The following is a 15,608-nucleotide window of genomic DNA, read 5'->3' as shown; positions in this document are numbered from 1 at the left end:
CTCGTTTCTCAGTGGGAAAACTTGCCCAAAGCGCAAGATTGAGAGGATGCTGGGGGAGATCGACGACGTTCCGGAGGATCCCCCGAAATGAGTGCCACCACCACGACCGCGCGGCCGACCGGCCAACCGGGCCAGATGAGCCACCGGCAGACCCTGGAGGCGCTCAGCGGTCTGCTCCTCGTGCTCTTCGTCGCGCTGGTCAGCAGCACGGTCGTGTCGACCGCGCTGCCCCGCATCATCGGTGAACTCAACGGTTCGCAGACCCAGTACACCTGGGTGGTCACCGCGACCCTGCTCACCGCGACGGCGACCACGCCCATCTGGGGCAAGCTGGCCGACCTGTTCAACAAGAAACAGCTGATCCAGATCTCTATCGTGATCTTCGTGCTCGGCTCGGCGATCGCCGGTCTGAGCCAGAACGCGGGCCAGTTGATCGCCGCCCGGGCGTTCCAGGGCATCGGCGTCGGCGGCCTGCAGGCGCTGGTCCAGGTCGCGATCGCGGCGATGATCCCGCCCCGCGAGCGCGGCCGCTACAACGGCTACCTCGGTGGCGTGATGGCGCTGGCCACGGTCGGCGGCCCGCTGCTCGGCGGCCTGATCGTCGACACCTCCTGGCTCGGCTGGCGCTGGTGCTTCTTCGTCGGGGTGCCGATCGCGATCATCGCGCTGGTGCTGCTCCAGGCCACCCTGCGGCTGCCGACCATCCGGCGCGACAACGTGAAGATCGACTATCTGGGCGCCACCCTGATCGCCGCCGGCGTCAGCGTGCTGCTGATCTGGATCTCGTTCGTCGACGGCACGTTCCCCTGGGTCTCCTGGCAGACGTTCGCGATGGTGGGCGCCGCGGTCGTGCTGCTGCTGCTCGCGGTGCTGGTGGAGAAGCGGGCGGCCGAACCGGTGGTGCCGCTGGGCATCGTCACCCAGCGGACCACGGCGCTCTCCATTCTCGGCAGCCTGGCGGTCGGCATGGCCATGTTCGGCGGCGCGGTCTTCCTCGGCCAGTACTTCCAGATCGGCCGTGGCTACTCGCCGACCGAGGCCGGCCTGCTGACCATCCCGATGATGGCCGGCGTGCTGCTCTCCTCGATCATCGCCGGCCGGTTGATCTCCCGGTCCGGGAAGATCAAGCCGTACATCGTGGTCGGTGCCGTCGTCCTGGTCGCCGGTTTCGGCATGCTCGGCACCATCGACCACACCACGTCGCTGGTCTTCGTCGGCGCGGGCATGCTGCTGGTCGGCATCGGCGTCGGTATGACGATGCAGAACCTGGTGCTCGCGGTGCAGAACACGGTGGCCCTCAAGGACATCGGTGCGGCGAGCTCCTCGGTGGCGTTCTTCCGCTCGCTCGGCGGCGCGATGGGCGTCTCGATCCTCGGCGCGGTGCTGGCCCACCGGGTGACCACCCAGATCACCCACGACCTGGCCGCGGCGGGCGTCCCGGCCGACGCCGGTTCGGGCGGCACCAGCGCGCTCAACCTCGACGCCCTGCCCGACGCGTTCCAGCACATCGTGCGGGCCGCCTACGGCGACGCGACCGGCCACATCTTCCTGATCTCGGCCGCGATCGCGGTGGTCGGCGTGATCGCCGCCCTCCTGCTCCGCCCGGTCACCCTGCGCACCAGCCTCGACCTGGCCGACACCGAGCAGGCGATCACCACGGCGGCGGCCGCGATCGACGGCGTCGCCGAGCCGGAGCCACCGGCCGCGGCCCAGAACGGCGCCCGCCGGCTCTAACCGCAGGGCCCCGGCCACCCAGGACGCGGCCCGCCGGCTCTGCCGGCCGGGCCGCCGCCACCCAGAACGGGGTGCGCCGGCTCTGCCGGCCGGGCCGCCGCCACCCAGAACGGGGTGCGCCGGCTCTGCCGGCCGGGCCGCCGCTACCCAGAACGGGGTGCGCCGGCTCTGACGACCAGGCCCCTCGCCGGTGGCGGGACGGCGGCGGGGGGCCTGGCCTTGACCCCGCGGCCGTGCGGGATGACGATCGAGGTGTCGGCTCGAATCCGTCGTCCTGCTCTGCACCCTTGCGGGAAGCGGGAAGCGGCTGCGGAGGTGAAGTGCTTCCTGTAGGGGTGCGGAGCAGGACCCCTGCGGGAGGTGGACCATGACCAGAGTGCTCGTCGTTACCGGGGATGCCGCCGAGGACCTTGAGGTGATGTATCCCTACCAGCGGCTGCTGGAAGAGGGCTACGAGGTCGACATGGCTGCGCCCGCGGCCAAGAAGCTCCAGTTCGTGGTGCACGACTTCGTCGACGGCTTCGACACCTACACCGAGAAGGCCGGCCACACCTGGGCGGCCGACGTGGCGTTCGCCGACGTCGACCCGTCGGCCTACGCGGCGCTGGTGGTGCCCGGCGGCCGGGCACCGGAATACATCCGCACCGACGAAGAGTGCCTGCGGATCGTGCGGCACTTCGCCGACGCCGGCAAGCCGATCGCCGCGCTGTGCCACGGCCCGCTGGTGCTGGCCGCCGCCGGTGTCCTCACCGGACGGTCGATCAGCGCCTACCCGGCCTGCGCGCCCGACGTGAAGGCGGCCGGCGCGACCTGGGTCGACAGCGAGGCCCACATCGACGGCGCCATCGTCTCCGGTCGCGCCTGGCCCGACCACCCGGCCTGGATGCGCGAGTTCCTCAAGGTCCTGCGGGTGGCGGCGCCGGCCTGACGGCGCCGCCGCGGCCTCAGCGGTTGGGTTCGATGGCCTTGCCCTTGGTGGCCGGCGGCTTCTCGCCGTTGCCGGTCTCGACCACGTTGCCGAGGCGGGCGAGCAGGCTCTGCAGGTCGACGCCGGTCAGGTCGGAGCCGAGTTGCAGGCCCTGCGCGACGTTGCCGGCCACCGACTTGGCGATCGACGACGCGCCGTCGGTGGAGATGACCGTCATCTTGTCGATCGCGCTCATCGGCCGGCTCGCGGCCTCGACCACCTGGGGCAGCATCCGGACGAGCAGGTCGAGCACCGCGGCCTCGCCGTAGGTGGCGAACGCGTCGGCCTTGCGCGCCATCGCCTCCGCCTCGGCATTGCCCTTGGCCAGGATCGCGGCCGCCTCCGCGGAGCCCTCGCGCTCGATCGCGTCGGCGATCGCCGTGCGCCGGCGCTGCTCGGCCTCGCCCTCCTTGGCGCCCTCGATCGCGTTGGCCTCGGCCAGGGCGGCCCGCCGGGCCCGCTCGCCCTCACCGGTCAGGCGTGACTGCTCGGCCTCGGCCTGTGCGGCCGCGATGGTCGCCTGCCGGGCGGCGTCGGCCTTGAGGACGGTCGCGTTGCGGGCCGCCTCGGCCTCCTGCTCCACCTTGTAGCGGGCCGCGTCGGCCGGCTTGCGTACCTCGGTGTCGAGTTGCCGTTGCTTGAGTTCGGCGTTGCGCTCGGCGACCTTCTGCTGCTCGGCAAGGATCGCCTGGTCGCGCTCGGCCTGGGCGAGCGGGCCGGCGGCGGCTGTGCGGGCCTTGGCCGCGTCGACCTCGGCCTGGATGCTGGCCTGCTTGAGCGACAGGTTGCGCTGCGCCTCCGCGATCGCCTCCTCGGCCAGCAGGCGCTCCTGCTCGGCCGCCTGCCGGGCCCGGGCCTCGGCGATGGCGGCCTCCTTGAGCACCCGGGCGGCCTCGGGCCGGCCCAGGTCCTGGAGGTAGGAACCCTCGGCCAGGATGTCCTGCAACTGGAACGTGTCGAGCACCAGGCCCTGGTTGGTCATCGAGTGCTCGGCCTCTTCGGCGACCGCCGACGCGAACGCGGCCCGGTCGCGGATGATCTCCTCCACCGTGAGCCGGCCGACGATGGAGCGCAGCGAGCCGGCCAGCACCTCGCGGGTGAACTGCTCGATTTCGCCCTGCTGGCGCAGGAACCGCTGTGCCGCGGCGCGGACCGAGTCTTCGGTGCCGCCGACCTTGACGATCGCGACGCCCTGCAGGGTGGCCCGGATGCCGAGTTTGGTGACGGCGCCGGTGATCTCGACGTGGATGCGCCGGCTGGACAGGTCGAGCGACTGGATCTTCTGGACGACCGGCACGACGAAGACCGAGGCACCCATCACGACCTTCTGCCCGGAGAGGTCGGTCTGCCGGCTCCCGTCGGACGACACGGTGGCCCGCCCCTTGCGGCCGGTCACCACGAACGCTTCGTTGGGCCCGGCCACCTTGATCCGGGAGAGCACGAACATGACCAGGAGGAGGATCAGCAGCGCGGCGCCGCCGAGCCCGATGAGCAGTGGCATCTGAGAGCCCTTCAGGTGACGGGGTGGACCGCCTCGACGACGACGCTCGTCTCACTCGCGGCCTCGATGACGAAAATCTCCGCGCCCGCCGGGAGTGGCCGGTCGGCTTTCGCGTAGAGCTTGATCGGCTGTCCGCCGAGCCGGATCCGGACTTCGCCGTACCCGGTGGTGGTGATCGGTGTGACGACGACGCCGAGCGTGCCGACCAGGTCGGCCCGGGTGGGCGTGCCGTCGGTGCGCATGTCCCGCGCGGCGCGGGACAGCCGGACGGCGAGGTAGGCCGTGGGCAGCGCGGCGAGCATCCCGACGACCGCCGAGAGGGCGACCGAACCGCTCAACTCGTTGGTGATCGCGCCGCCGAAGCCGAGCGCGCCGAGGAAGCCCGCCACCGCCTCGACCGAGAAGAAGTCAGGCAGGCCCATATGTCCGAAGTGGAGGATTTCGGCGCCGATCAGCGAGAGGGCGAGCACCAACGCGCCGGATCCGCCGAGGACCAGGAACACCACGGTGGCCGTGTTCATTTGACACCGCCCTCCCCACGTGCTGTATGCAGAGTAGTCGTGATGGACAAGAAGCAGACAGCGCACCGCGTGCTGGTCGACAGCGTCCTGACCGGAGCGGGCCGGGCGACCGCGGAACAGCGGGCCCGGGCCTTCGCCAACGAGGGGCTGCCACCGCCGCTGGACGCGCTGATCGGCACGGTCGTCACCCGGCCGGCCGAGGTCGACTTCGCCGCGGCGACGGCGGCCGGCGTCAGCGAGGACGAGATCTTCGAGTTGGTGGTCTGTGCCGCGGTCGGCGAGGCCACCCGGCAGTACGAGGCGGGCCTGGCCGCGCTGGCCGAGGCGGTGGCCGACGATGCGGCCTGAGATCCTCAACAGCGGCTACCGCCCCGCGACCAGGCTGCTCTTCGCGATGATCCGGCTGTTCACCCGGCAGCCGGTGCCGGACGCGGCCAAGCTGGTCTTCTACCGGCCCGAGTTCTACGGCAACGCGGCGAAGGAGTTCACCCACGAGGCGATGCGTGGCCCGTCGGCATGGTCGGTCGCGGACCGGGAACTGATGGCGGCGTACGTGTCGAAGGTGAACCGGACCGCGTTCTGCGTCGGCGCCCACACCGCGACGGCGAACCGCGCGTCCGGGAATCCGACCCGGGTGGCGGCGGTGCTGACCGACCCGGAGTCGGCGCCGATCGAGGAGCCGCTGCGGGCCACGCTGCGGATGCTCGGCAAGCTGACCCGCTCCGGCGAGGTGAGCGCCGCCGACATGCGCGAGGTGCTGACCGCCGGCGCGACGCGTCAGCAGGTCGAGGACGCGCTGGCGGTATGCGCCGCGTTCAACATCACCGATCGGCTGGCCGACGCCTTCGGATTCGCCGTGCTCAGCCCCGAGGGCTTCGACGCGGGCGCGAAATACCTGCTCAAACGGGGTTATCGCTAGGTCCTCGAAAATGATCGGTGATTTCATGTCGAGAAGCCCGGGCCGGCTCCGCTCCACCGGTGAGGGCCACGACAGGCGGGCCCGACGACACCGGGAGAGATCACCATGCCGAAGTACCTTCTCCTCAAGCACTACCGCGGCGGCCCCGAGGCGCACCGCCCGGTGCCCCCGATGGACCAGTGGGCCCCGGAAGACGTGGAGGCGCACATGGCCTTCCTGCGGCACGTGGGCGAGTTGCTGGAGAAGAACGGGGAGTTCGTCGACGCGCAGGCGTTGACACCCACCCAGACCTGGGTGCGCTACGGCGGCCCGGGCGCCGCGCCGGTCACCAGCGACGGTCCGCTGCCCGAGACCAGCGACCTGGTCGCCGGCTGGTACATGATCGACGTCGAGTCGCACGAGCGGGCGGTCGAACTCGCGGCGTACGTCTCCTCCGAGCCCGGGCCCGGCGGCGAGCCGATGTACGAGTGGATCGACATCCGCGAGGTCATGTCCGACGCACCGGCGGCCGACTGAGCCGGCGTGCCCGACGACCCGACACCACCCCTCGACGAGGGCGCCCTGCGCGCCCTCGTCCCGCGGGTCCTCGCGACCCTGGTCCGCCGGGGTGAGGATTTCGACGCCGCCGAGGACGCGCTGCAGGAGGCGCTCCTCGACGCGCTGCGGGCCTGGCCCGACAACCCGCCGCGCGACCCGCGAGCGTGGCTGGCCGCGGTCGCGACCCGCCGGCTCGTCGACGCCCGGCGCAGCGAGGCGGCCCGGCTGCGCCGCGAGGAGGCGACCTACGCCGAGCCGCGCCCGGTCGCCACCGAGGCCGGCGACGACACCCTCTTCCTGCTCTTCTGCTGCTGCCACCCCGACCTGGCGCCGGCCTCGCAGGTGGCTCTCACGCTGCGCGCCGTCGGCGGCCTCACCACCCGGGAGATCGCCGACGCGTTCTACGTGCCCGAGGCGACGATGGCGCAGCGGATCAGCCGGGCCAAGCGGACCCTGCGCGGCCGCACCCTGGACCAGCCGGGCGACCTCGCGGTCGTCCTGCGGGTGCTCTACCTCGTCTACACGGCCGGCCACGCGGGCCGCGTCGACCTGGCCGCCGAGGCGATCCGCCTCGCCCGCCAACTCACCCTGGCCACCGAGGAACCGGAAGCGCGCGGCCTGCTGGCGCTGATGCTGCTCAACCACGCCCGGCACCGCGCCCGGTTCGACGCGGCTGGCCGGATCGTCACGCTCGACCGCCAGGACCGCGCGTTGTGGGACACCCGGGAGATCGCCGAGGGGGTACGCGTCCTGCAGTCGGCCCTGGCCGGCGACCGCCGTGGCCGCTACCAGGTCGAGGCCGCGATCGCCGCCCTGCACGACGACGCGGCGAGCGCCGGGGAGACCGACTGGCCCCAGATCCTCGAGTGGTACGACGACCTGGTCGCCCTCACCGACGACCCGGTGCGCGAGGACCCCGCCGCGGTGCTGGCCCGGGCGGTCGCGGTCGGCCACGTGCTCGGCCCCGCCGCGGGGCTCAGGGAGACCGACCGGCTGCGCGAGGTGCTCGGCGACCGCCACCGCTGGCACGCGGTCCGCGGCCACCTGCACGAACTGGCCGGCGACCGGCCGGCCGCCGCCGAGGCGTACGCGCGGGCCGCCCGCCTGGCCACCGACATCGCCGAGCGCGACCACCTGGTCCGGCAGGCCGCCCGCGCCCGGGCGGGCCCGGCGTAGCCGTCGCTCATCGGTAGGCTCGCTGCACCGCGACCCGAAGGACCCTCGATGACCGTGCCCAGCGCACCGGCCGCCCCGCCGCCCGCCGCCGTCCGCGCCGCCACCGCGGCGACCTATGCCGCTTTCTTCGGCTCGGGGTTCGCGTTCGCGAGTTGGGCCGCCCGGATTCCGCAGGTGCGCGACCGCCTCGACCTCGACCCCGCTGCGCTCGGGCTGGTGCTGCTCGCGATCGCCGCCGGTTCGCTGCTCGCGCTGCCGCTGTCGGGCCCGGTCGTCACCCGGATCGGCTCGGCCCGCACCGTCCAGGCCATGGCCGCGCTGCTCGCGGTCGGCGTGACCACCGCCGCCGTCGGCTCGCACGTCGGCGTGGTGCCGGTGGTGATCGGGCTGTTCCTGCTCGGCTTCGCCAACGGGGCCTGGGACGTCGCCATGAACGTGCAGGGCACGGTCGTCGAACGCCATCTCGGCCGGTCGATCATGTCGCGGTTCCACGCCGGCTGGAGCATGGGCACGGTCACCGGTGCCCTCATCGGCGCGGGGATGGTCGCGCTGCACGTGCCGGTCGCCGCCCACCTCACCACGGTCGCCGTGGTCGTCGGCGTGCTCGTTCCGGCGTTCGCCCGGCGCTTCGTGGCCGACCACGACCAGGCCGGGCCCGCCGCGGAGGGCGACCAACCGCGTGGCGGGGCCTGGGCCGCCTGGCGCGAGCCGCGCACGCTGCTCGTCGGGGTCTTCGTCCTCGCGTTCGCGTTCGCCGAGGGGGTCGGCAACGACTGGATCAGCGTCGCCGCGATCGACGGCCACGGCGTCCCGGCCGCGGTCGGCACCCTCGCGTTCGCCGCGTTCCTGACCGCCATGACGGTCGGCCGCTGGTTCGGGCCGGGGCTGCTCGACCGCTACGGCCGGGTGCCGGTGGTCCGCCTGCTCTCGCTGGTGGGCATCGCCGGCGTCGCGCTGTTCGTCTTCGGCCCGTCACCGGCGTACGCGTTCGCCGGCACCCTGCTCTGGGGCGTCGGCACCGCGCTGGGCTTCCCGGTCGGCATGAGCGCCGGCGGCGACGACCCGCACCGCGCCGCGGCCCGGGTCAGTGTCATCGCGTCGATCGGCTACTGCGCGTTCCTGGCCGGCCCGCCGATCATCGGGTTCCTCGGCCGCCACGTCACGGTGCTGCGGGCCCTGGCCGTGGTCGCGGTGCTGCTCGGGATGGCCGCACTGATCAGCGCCAGTGTCCGCCCGCTCGACCCGACGCCGGCCGGCGCTCCGGACGAGGAGATCACGGTCGCGCGGTGAGGGGCGCCGGCTACTCGAAGCGTGCCGGGTCACCCGCGCCGCGGCGGAGGATGACCGGTTCGTCGTCGCTCCAGTCGATCACCGTGGTCGGCGTCGTGCCGCAGTCTCCGGAGTCGACGACCGCGTCCAGGGCGTGGTCGAGGCGCTCCTTGATCTCCCAACCCTGGGTCATCGGCTCGTCGTCGCCGGGCAGCAGCAGCGAACTCGACACCAGCGGCTCGCCCAGCGCCGCGAGCAGCGTCTGCGTGACGACGTGGTCGGGGATGCGCACCCCGACGGTGCGTTTGCGCGGGTGCTGCAACCGGCGCGGCACCTCTCTGGTCGCCGGCAGGATGAACGTGTAGCTGCCCGGCGTCGCGGCCCGGACCGCCCGGAATCGGGTGTTGTTGATCTGTACGAACTGGCCGAGTTGGCTGAAGTCGCGGCAGACGAGCGTGAAGTGGTGGGCGCTGTCCAGGTGCCGGATGCGACGGATCCGCTCGACGCCCTCGACGTTGCCGAGCCGGCAGCCGAAGGCGTAGAGGGAGTCGGTCGGATAGGCGATCAGCCCGCCGCCGTTGAGCAGGTCGACGACCTGCCCGACCGCGCGCGGCGCCGGGTTCTCCGGGTGCATGTCGAAGTACCTGGCCACGGCCGGAGCCTAGCCCTTGTCGTTTCCGTACAAGACGGTCGGGCGCGCGGGTCACTACGCTGGTGCCACATCGCCTGACGATCGGGGAGAGAACAGCAGATGCGTGAACTGGTTTACACGGGCTTCATGTCGCTGGACGGTGTCCTGGACTCGCCCGGCGGCGGTCCGGGGGAGGAGCACCGCGGCAAGGGGTGGGTCGGCGACGTCGAGTTCGTGCCCGAGGCGTTCTCGCTCAAGGGCGAGGAACTCGCCGACACGACGGCGCTGATGTTCGGCCGCCGCAGCTACGAGTTGTTCGCGCCGGTCTGGCCTGACTCCGACGACCACGCCGTCTACCGGGACCTGCCGAAGTACGTGGTCTCCGGCACGCTCGGTGACGACGCGCTCGTCGACGGCTGGGGCCCGACGACGATCCTGCGCTCGACCGAGGACGTCGCCGCGCTCAAGAAGACCGAGGGTGGCGGGATCTTCATACACGGCAGCGCGGAACTGGCCCGGCGGCTCGGCGACGCGGGTCTGATCGACCGCTACAACCTGCTGGTCTTCCCGGTGCTGCTGGGCGCCGGCAAGGGCCTGTTCAGCGCGGCCGGCCAGGACAAGCGGGCGCTCAAGCTGCGCGAGTCCGCCGCCTATTCCAATGGCGTCGTGAAGCTGGTCTACGACGTGGTCGGCTGATCCAGCGCCAGGGCGATGGCGCCGCCGGCGCCCGCCCGGAGTTGCCCGGCCGTGCGGCCGACGTAGCGGCGCAGCGCCCGGCCCAGGTGCGGCTCGTCGAAATAGTCGAACTTGGCGACGACGTCGGTGACCGGGTTGCCGGCGGCCAGCAGCGCCGAGGCCGCGCGGGCGCGTTCGATCTGGCGCACGGCGCCCTGGGTGAGGCCGGTCGCGGCCTGGAACCGGCGTTCGACGGTGCGGGCGGAGAGCGCGGGACGGTGCCCGCGGCGGACGTCGGTGACGAGCGGGTCGCGCACCACCGCCCCGGCCCGGACGAGACGGGCGACCAGGGCCTCGGCGTCGTCGGGGCCCGGCGTCTCCCAGCGGCTGCCGTCGAGCCAGAACGCGCGGTGGGTCACGTCCGGCAGTTCGGCGCCGCGGTCGACCAGTGCCGGGGTGCGCACGGCCCGCAGCGACGTGCCCACCGCGAACTCGATGCCGACGAAGGTCGCGCCCTCGGGCACCGGCGCGGTGCCGGTCCTGGTCTCGGGGCCGGAGATGCTGGCGTACGCGATGCCGTCCTGTTGCCAGAACACCAGGCCCCAGCACACCGTGGCGACCGAGGTCATCGACGTCACGTCGCCGCTCGTGCAGGTCCAGACGGTGTCGACCCAGGGTGAGTCGGACGCGCGCGTCTCGAACCGCAGGGCCATCCGAAGAGGATACGGTCCGGGCGGCGCGCTCCGCCCGGACCGTACCGGCCGTCAGTGCCGGCTGTCGGCGTGGCAGGCCACCTGCTGGTAGCGGAACTCGCCGGCCTTGCGCCCGTTCACGAACACCGAGACCCGGCCCGACCGGAAGCGTTCCACCGCCGCCCTGCCCGGGCGCACGGTCTGCGTCCGCTCGTTGTTGAAGCGGACCGTGATGATGGTCCGACCGGTGTTGAGCACGGTCACCGTGCTCGAGCGGTCGCCGCAGCGCGCCAGGGTGAACGACAGGCGCCACGACGGAACGGGGGCCGCCCTCCAGTCGACGACCTGGCACACCCGGCCGCCGTCGAAGCGGACGTGGTTGACCCGGGCGACCGTGCCGTTGTTGTAGGTGCCCTGGCGACCGAGATCGCGACCACCCGCGCCGCCGGGTTCGCCGACCGGATCTGGGCCAGGGTCTTGTTGTTGGCGTACGAGCCGCCGCCCTCGGCGACCATGCCGGGGATCGTGGCACCGGTCCAGAACGTGCCGGCGTCGACGTCCCAGTTCGTCGTCTGGCCGCGGGCCGGGTTGCCCTCGATCTGGTAGTAGGGCTCGTAGACGATCGCGCCGTCCACGGAACCGTTGTTGGTCAGGTCGAGGAACAACCGGTAGGCCGGCAGCGCGGCGTCGTTGCCCGCCGGGATCGCGGTGCCGCCGACGGTCGTACCGTCCAACTTGGTCAGTTCATAGCTCAGCGTGGAGACCTCGGACAGGCGTACCCGCGTCGGCAGGGTGTAGCGGTACTGCACCTCCGAGTCCTGGTCCGGGGTCGCCACCTGCGCGCCGTCCGGCACGACGCGGACCGTGCCGCCCGCGGCGGTGGTCCAACCGCGGGTGTTCTCCACCGTGGTCGTGGCGCACCGCGACGGCGGTGCCGCGGCTGCCGGGCCGGCCGACACGGCGACGATGCCGCCCGCGACCGCAGGGCGGCGACCAGGCCGCCCAACGCTTGTTTCAACAAGGGACACTCCTCGATTGGGGGCTGCTCTCTATGGAGAGACAACGACCGACCTTCCGACCCTGAACGGAGGGTCACCCTGTTCGGTGGCCGGCGTCGGGTGCCGTAATGTCCGGAACGGACGGGCGGGGGTGACGGGTGGACGCGCGCTGGCGGGCGATGACGGTCGCGTTGATCGCCGCGTTCATGACCCTGCTCGACGTCAGCATCGTCAACGTCGCGTTGCCGTCGATCCAGGCCGACCTGCACCTGAGCTCCGGCGGTCTGCAGTGGATCCTGTCCGGCTACGCCGTCGCGTTCGGCCTGGTGCTGGTGCCTGCGGGGCGGTTCGGTGACGCGCACGGGCGGCGCCGGTTGTTCGTGCTCGGGCTCGCCGGGTTCACCGTCGCCAGCGCGGCCGCGGGCTTCGCGCAGAGCGAGGTGTGGCTGATCTGTGCCCGCCTGGTGCAGGGCGCGTCCGCCGGCGTGGTCAACCCGCAGGTGTCCGGGCTCGTCCAGCAGATGTTCACACCGGCCGAGCGCGGCCGGCCGTTCGGCGCACTGGGCGCGACCATCGGGGTCTCGACCGCGCTCGGGCCGTTGCTGGGCGGGGTGATCATCGCGATCGCCGGTGCCGAGTCGGGCTGGCGCTGGATCTTCTTCATCAACATCCCGGTGGGCGTCGTCGCGATCACCCTCGGCTCGCGCTGGATCCCCGGCCACCCGAGCGAGCAACGCCGGCGCCGCGGTGTCGACCCGGCCGGTGTCGTGCTGCTCGGCACCGGCGTCGCGCTGGTGTTGTTGCCGCTGGTGCAGCAACAGCAGTGGCACGGCCCGATCACCTGGATCCTCATCCTGGCCGGGCTGGCCGTCCTCGGGCTCTTCGTCGGGTGGGAGTCGCGGCAACTGCGGCGCGACGGGTCCCCGCTGGTCGACCTCCGGCTGTTCCGCCGCCGTTCGTTCGCACTGGGTTCGTTGGTCGCCCTGACCTACTTCGCCGGGTTCACCACGACGTTCTTCATCTTCACCCTGTTCCTGCAGAACGGCCTGCGCTACTCCCCGCTCGAGGCGGGCCTGACGGTGACGCCGTTCGCGCTCGGCTCGGCGTCGGGCGCGCTGCTCGGCGGCCGGATCGTCAACCGCTTCGGCCGCGCGCTGGTCGTCACCGGCCTGTGCATGGTGATCGGCGGGCTGGCCCTGGTCCTGCTCGCGCTGCATGTCGTGACCGGCCGCGGCGCGGGTTTCGCGACCGCGCTGCCGCTGCTGTGCGCCGGCATCGGCAGCGGGTTGGTGATCAGCCCCAACCAGAACCTCACGCTGAGCCAGGTGCCGGTGGTCGAGGCGGGCAGCGCCGGCGGTGTGCTGCAGACCGGGCAGCGGATCGGTTCCGCGATCGGCATCGCGGCGATCGGCGCGGTCTTCTTCGACCAGTTGGCGTCCACCGGGGGCCGGTACGCGGAGGCCTTCCGCAGCGGCCTCTACGTGACCATCGGCTTCATGGTGATCGCTCTGGTGGCCGCGACCTCGGACGTGGTCGCGGGGCGTCGTGCCGCCGGGCCACACCCCTGAGGATCAGCCCGCGCCGGGTCGCCGGCGGGCGAGAACGAGTTGGCAGCGGGGGCTGCCGTCGCCGTGCTGGCCCAACTCGGTCAGGGCGACCGCCTCCGCGGCGAACCCCGCCCCGGCCAGCCCGGCGAGCACGGCCCGCAGCGGGTTGGTGCGGTAGTACATGACGAACGGCGGGCGCCAGACGGCGTTGCGGACGCGCATGGTCAGGTCGAAGCCCAGCGTGACCCAGTGCGAGACCGCGGTGCGCGGTGGCAGCGTGCCGATCGGGAAGGCGAACACGCCGCCGGGTCGCAGGGCGCGGAAGACGCCCTCGAAGAGCGACGGCAGTTCGGTGGGCAGGAAGTGGCCGAGCGCGCCGAAGCTGACCGCGAGGTCGAAACCGGCGGCGAAGGGCAGGGCCCGCGCGTCGGCGCGTACCCACGTCGCCGTGGGGTGTGCGCTTCTGGCCTGGGCGAGCATTCCGGTGCTGAAGTCGACGCCGGTCGTGCGGCCCGGGCACAGCGCCCGCACGACCGCCATGCCGGCCCCGCTGCCGCAGCAGACGTCGAGGCCGTCGGTGAAGGGGCCGCGTTCGGAAAGGGTGCGGGTGGTCGCGCCGAGGATGCTGTCGGGCGTGCGGAACGGCGTGTGGTCGAACTTCGGCGCCAGCAGGTCGTAGCCGCGCTCGACCGAGGACAGCGCCTGGACGGTCAGTTCGCGCAGCGACGGGCCCTGTGGCGAGAACACCGACCGAGACTACCCGCGGGGCGCGGTCACTGGGCGCGTCCGACCCGCTGATCCGCCGCCAGGTCGCCACCGGCGAACGGGAGCCGGAGGGTGAACGTGGTGCCCGCGCCGGGCTCGCTGTGCACGCGGACCGTGCCGCCGTGTGCCGCGACCAGCGCGGCGACGATGGCCAGGCCCAGGCCGGTGCTGGTCGAACCGTCGCGCCGGGTGCGGGCGTCGTCGACGCGGTAGAAGCGTTCGAAGACGCGATCGGCCTGCTCGGGTGACAGCCCCGGACCGGTGTCGTGTACGTCGATGACCGCGAACCCGTCCTCCGCCCGCAGCGCGATCGTGATCGTGGCCGCCGGTGGTGTGTGCGTGACGGCGTTGCTGAGCAGGTTGCTCAGCACCTGGCGCAACCGGCGGTCGTCGCCGTCGACGATCAGCGGGCCGGCGCCCGCGGCGGTCTCCATGGTGATCTCGCGTTCCGGCGCGCTCGCCCGGGCGGCGAGCATCGCGTCGGCGACCAGCACCCGCAGGTCGACCGGCGCCAGGATGACCGGTCGTTCCTGGTCGAGCCGGGCCAGCAGGAGCAGGTCTTCGACGAGCAGGCCCATCCGGGCGGCCTCGTCCTCGATCCGGCGGACCAGCTTGGCCGTGTCGGCGGTCGTGGCGACGGCGCCCTGGCGGTAGAGCTCGGCGAAGCCGCGGATCGTCGTCAGTGGGGTACGCAGCTCGTGTGACGCGTCGGCGATGAACTGCCGCATCCGCTCCTCGGAACGACGGGCCCGGGTCTCGGACGCCTGTGCCGCCGCGGCGGCGTCGCGCGCGGTTGCCTCCGACCGGGCCCGGGCCGTGAACGCCGCCTCGATCTGGGCGAGCATCGCGTTGAGCGCCCGGGACAGGCGGCCCAGCTCGGAGCGGGGCCGGGCGACGCCGGGTTCCGGGTCGGGGATCCGCCGGGACAGGTCGCCGGCCGCGATCGCGCCGGCGGTCTGCTCGATCTCGTTGAGCGGGCGCAGGCTGCTGCGGACGATGCCGGCGCCCGCCATCGCCAGCAGGATCAGCACCGTGCCGCCGGCGAGGGCGTCGATCCAGATCAGCCTGGCCACGGCATAGTCCACATCGGACAGATCCTGGCCGACCGCCACGTAGCGGTCGTCGCCCAGCTCGCCCACGACGACCCGCCAGCGCACCGCCTTGCTGCCCGAGCCCGCGGTGAACGGCTCGGCGCCGGCGTGCTCCGCGTAGAACGCCCGGCTGTCGATCGCGCCGGGCAGGTCGGCCTTGGTGAACCGCTCGTCCCGGAGGACCTCCACCGTGGCCCGGGTGGGATCCGTGGCGGCGACCAGGTAGTCGGAGGGCAGGCCGCCGGAGGTGCCCGAGGGCATCGACTGCTCGAACCGGCCGAGATAGCGGACGAGTTCGTCGTCGATCCGCCCGACCAGGTAGGTGCGCAGGAAGTAGGCGCTGCTCGCGCCGATGATCAGCAGCGCCGCGGTGACCAGCGTGAGGACCGCCGCGACGAGCTTGAGCCGGAGCGGGATGGACCCGGTCATCGTCGGCACATCCCTCCCGCGGCAACAGTGGACCGGGCATTCACGTGCAGCATGCCCGACCGCGGCCTGTGCACGCACCGGCCGCTCGCTGGCAGTTCGCTGTGAGTCATCCCTTTCCCACGCGCCCCGACGACCGGGCCGGCGGGCTGATTTGTT

General features: G+C 72.7%; 17 protein-coding genes. 9 read left to right on the top strand and 8 right to left on the bottom strand.

Annotated features, from left to right (window positions below):
- Positions 1-87 precede the first annotated feature (87 nt).
- Together AB0J74_RS26950 and AB0J74_RS26945 are read left to right on the top strand one after the other, a co-directional pair.
- Positions 88-1,734, top strand: coding sequence for an MFS transporter (locus AB0J74_RS26950; RefSeq protein WP_363452649.1), 1,647 nt, complete (start codon positions 88-90; stop codon positions 1,732-1,734).
- 367 nt (positions 1,735-2,101) lie between these two features.
- Positions 2,102-2,662 carry a DJ-1/PfpI family protein gene (locus AB0J74_RS26945; protein ID WP_363452647.1) on the top strand — a complete coding sequence of 187 codons (561 nt, stop codon included), beginning with the start codon at positions 2,102-2,104 and terminating at the stop codon, positions 2,660-2,662.
- A gap of 16 nt (positions 2,663-2,678) precedes the next feature.
- On the opposite strand, the gene AB0J74_RS26940 is transcribed toward AB0J74_RS26945, so the two are convergent.
- Positions 2,679-4,202 carry an SPFH domain-containing protein gene (locus tag AB0J74_RS26940; protein ID WP_363452645.1) on the bottom strand — a complete coding sequence of 508 codons (1,524 nt, stop codon included), beginning with the start codon at positions 4,200-4,202 and terminating at the stop codon, positions 2,679-2,681.
- Between the two features lie 11 nt (positions 4,203-4,213).
- On the bottom strand, positions 4,214-4,723 hold the full coding sequence (locus AB0J74_RS26935) for a hypothetical protein (protein WP_363452643.1): 510 nt from the start codon (positions 4,721-4,723) through the stop codon (positions 4,214-4,216).
- A 42-nt stretch (positions 4,724-4,765) separates the two neighbouring features.
- Here AB0J74_RS26935 and AB0J74_RS26930 point away from each other — a divergent pair, with 42 nt between their 5' ends.
- The 5 genes from AB0J74_RS26930 (at position 4,766) to AB0J74_RS26910 (ending at position 8,645) form a co-directional block, all read left to right on the top strand.
- On the top strand, positions 4,766-5,071 hold the full coding sequence (locus AB0J74_RS26930; RefSeq protein ID WP_363452641.1) for a hypothetical protein: 306 nt from the start codon (positions 4,766-4,768) through the stop codon (positions 5,069-5,071).
- The gene (locus tag AB0J74_RS26925; protein ID WP_363452639.1) at positions 5,061-5,642 is read left to right on the top strand and encodes a carboxymuconolactone decarboxylase family protein; all 582 of its coding nucleotides are present in this window, start codon (positions 5,061-5,063) and stop codon (positions 5,640-5,642) included. Before AB0J74_RS26930 ends, AB0J74_RS26925 begins: the two co-directional genes overlap by 11 nt.
- Before the next feature lie 105 nt (positions 5,643-5,747).
- A complete protein-coding gene (locus tag AB0J74_RS26920; protein WP_363452637.1) occupies positions 5,748-6,158 on the top strand; it encodes a hypothetical protein in 411 nt (136 codons plus the stop codon).
- Between the two features lie 6 nt (positions 6,159-6,164).
- Positions 6,165-7,355 (top strand): sigma-70 family RNA polymerase sigma factor, encoded by a 1,191-nt coding sequence (locus AB0J74_RS26915; RefSeq protein WP_363452635.1) that lies wholly within the window; start codon positions 6,165-6,167, stop codon positions 7,353-7,355.
- Between the two features lie 48 nt (positions 7,356-7,403).
- Positions 7,404-8,645: an MFS transporter gene (locus AB0J74_RS26910; protein ID WP_363452633.1), complete on the top strand. Its 1,242-nt coding sequence runs from the start codon at positions 7,404-7,406 to the stop codon at positions 8,643-8,645.
- A 10-nt stretch (positions 8,646-8,655) separates the two neighbouring features.
- On the opposite strand, the gene AB0J74_RS26905 is transcribed toward AB0J74_RS26910, so the two are convergent.
- On the bottom strand, positions 8,656-9,276 hold the full coding sequence (locus AB0J74_RS26905) for an L-threonylcarbamoyladenylate synthase (RefSeq protein ID WP_363452631.1): 621 nt from the start codon (positions 9,274-9,276) through the stop codon (positions 8,656-8,658).
- A gap of 99 nt (positions 9,277-9,375) precedes the next feature.
- Here AB0J74_RS26905 and AB0J74_RS26900 point away from each other — a divergent pair, with 99 nt between their 5' ends.
- Positions 9,376-9,951 carry a dihydrofolate reductase family protein gene (locus AB0J74_RS26900; RefSeq protein ID WP_363452629.1) on the top strand — a complete coding sequence of 192 codons (576 nt, stop codon included), beginning with the start codon at positions 9,376-9,378 and terminating at the stop codon, positions 9,949-9,951.
- Here the strand turns inward: AB0J74_RS26900 and AB0J74_RS26895 are convergent.
- The 3 genes from AB0J74_RS26895 to AB0J74_RS26885 are packed head-to-tail and all read right to left on the bottom strand — an operon-like array spanning position 9,933 to position 11,581.
- Positions 9,933-10,643 carry a helix-turn-helix domain-containing protein gene (locus tag AB0J74_RS26895; RefSeq protein ID WP_363452627.1) on the bottom strand — a complete coding sequence of 237 codons (711 nt, stop codon included), beginning with the start codon at positions 10,641-10,643 and terminating at the stop codon, positions 9,933-9,935. The genes AB0J74_RS26900 and AB0J74_RS26895 overlap by 19 nt on opposite strands.
- A gap of 51 nt (positions 10,644-10,694) precedes the next feature.
- Positions 10,695-10,880 carry a hypothetical protein gene (locus AB0J74_RS26890; protein ID WP_363452625.1) on the bottom strand — a complete coding sequence of 62 codons (186 nt, stop codon included), beginning with the start codon at positions 10,878-10,880 and terminating at the stop codon, positions 10,695-10,697.
- 2 nt (positions 10,881-10,882) lie between these two features.
- Positions 10,883-11,581 carry a hypothetical protein gene (locus tag AB0J74_RS26885; RefSeq protein ID WP_363452623.1) on the bottom strand — a complete coding sequence of 233 codons (699 nt, stop codon included), beginning with the start codon at positions 11,579-11,581 and terminating at the stop codon, positions 10,883-10,885.
- A 218-nt stretch (positions 11,582-11,799) separates the two neighbouring features.
- Between AB0J74_RS26885 and AB0J74_RS26880 the strand changes: the two genes are divergently transcribed.
- Positions 11,800-13,188, top strand: coding sequence for an MFS transporter (locus AB0J74_RS26880; RefSeq protein ID WP_363452720.1), 1,389 nt, complete (start codon positions 11,800-11,802; stop codon positions 13,186-13,188).
- Positions 13,189-13,191: 3 nt separating this feature from the next.
- Here the strand turns inward: AB0J74_RS26880 and AB0J74_RS26875 are convergent, their stop codons facing one another.
- Positions 13,192-13,914, bottom strand: a complete 723-nt coding sequence (locus AB0J74_RS26875) for a class I SAM-dependent methyltransferase (protein WP_363452621.1) — start codon at positions 13,912-13,914, stop codon at positions 13,192-13,194.
- A gap of 26 nt (positions 13,915-13,940) precedes the next feature.
- Positions 13,941-15,452, bottom strand: coding sequence for a HAMP domain-containing sensor histidine kinase (locus AB0J74_RS26870; RefSeq protein ID WP_363452619.1), 1,512 nt, complete (start codon positions 15,450-15,452; stop codon positions 13,941-13,943).
- Positions 15,453-15,608: the final 156 nt, after the last annotated feature.

The sequence above is a fragment of the Asanoa sp. NPDC049573 genome (genome assembly GCF_040676615.1).
Lineage (GTDB): Bacteria > Actinomycetota > Actinomycetes > Mycobacteriales > Micromonosporaceae > Asanoa.
Note: the sequence above shows the minus strand (reverse complement) of the source record. Positions and strands in the feature narration are given on the sequence as shown.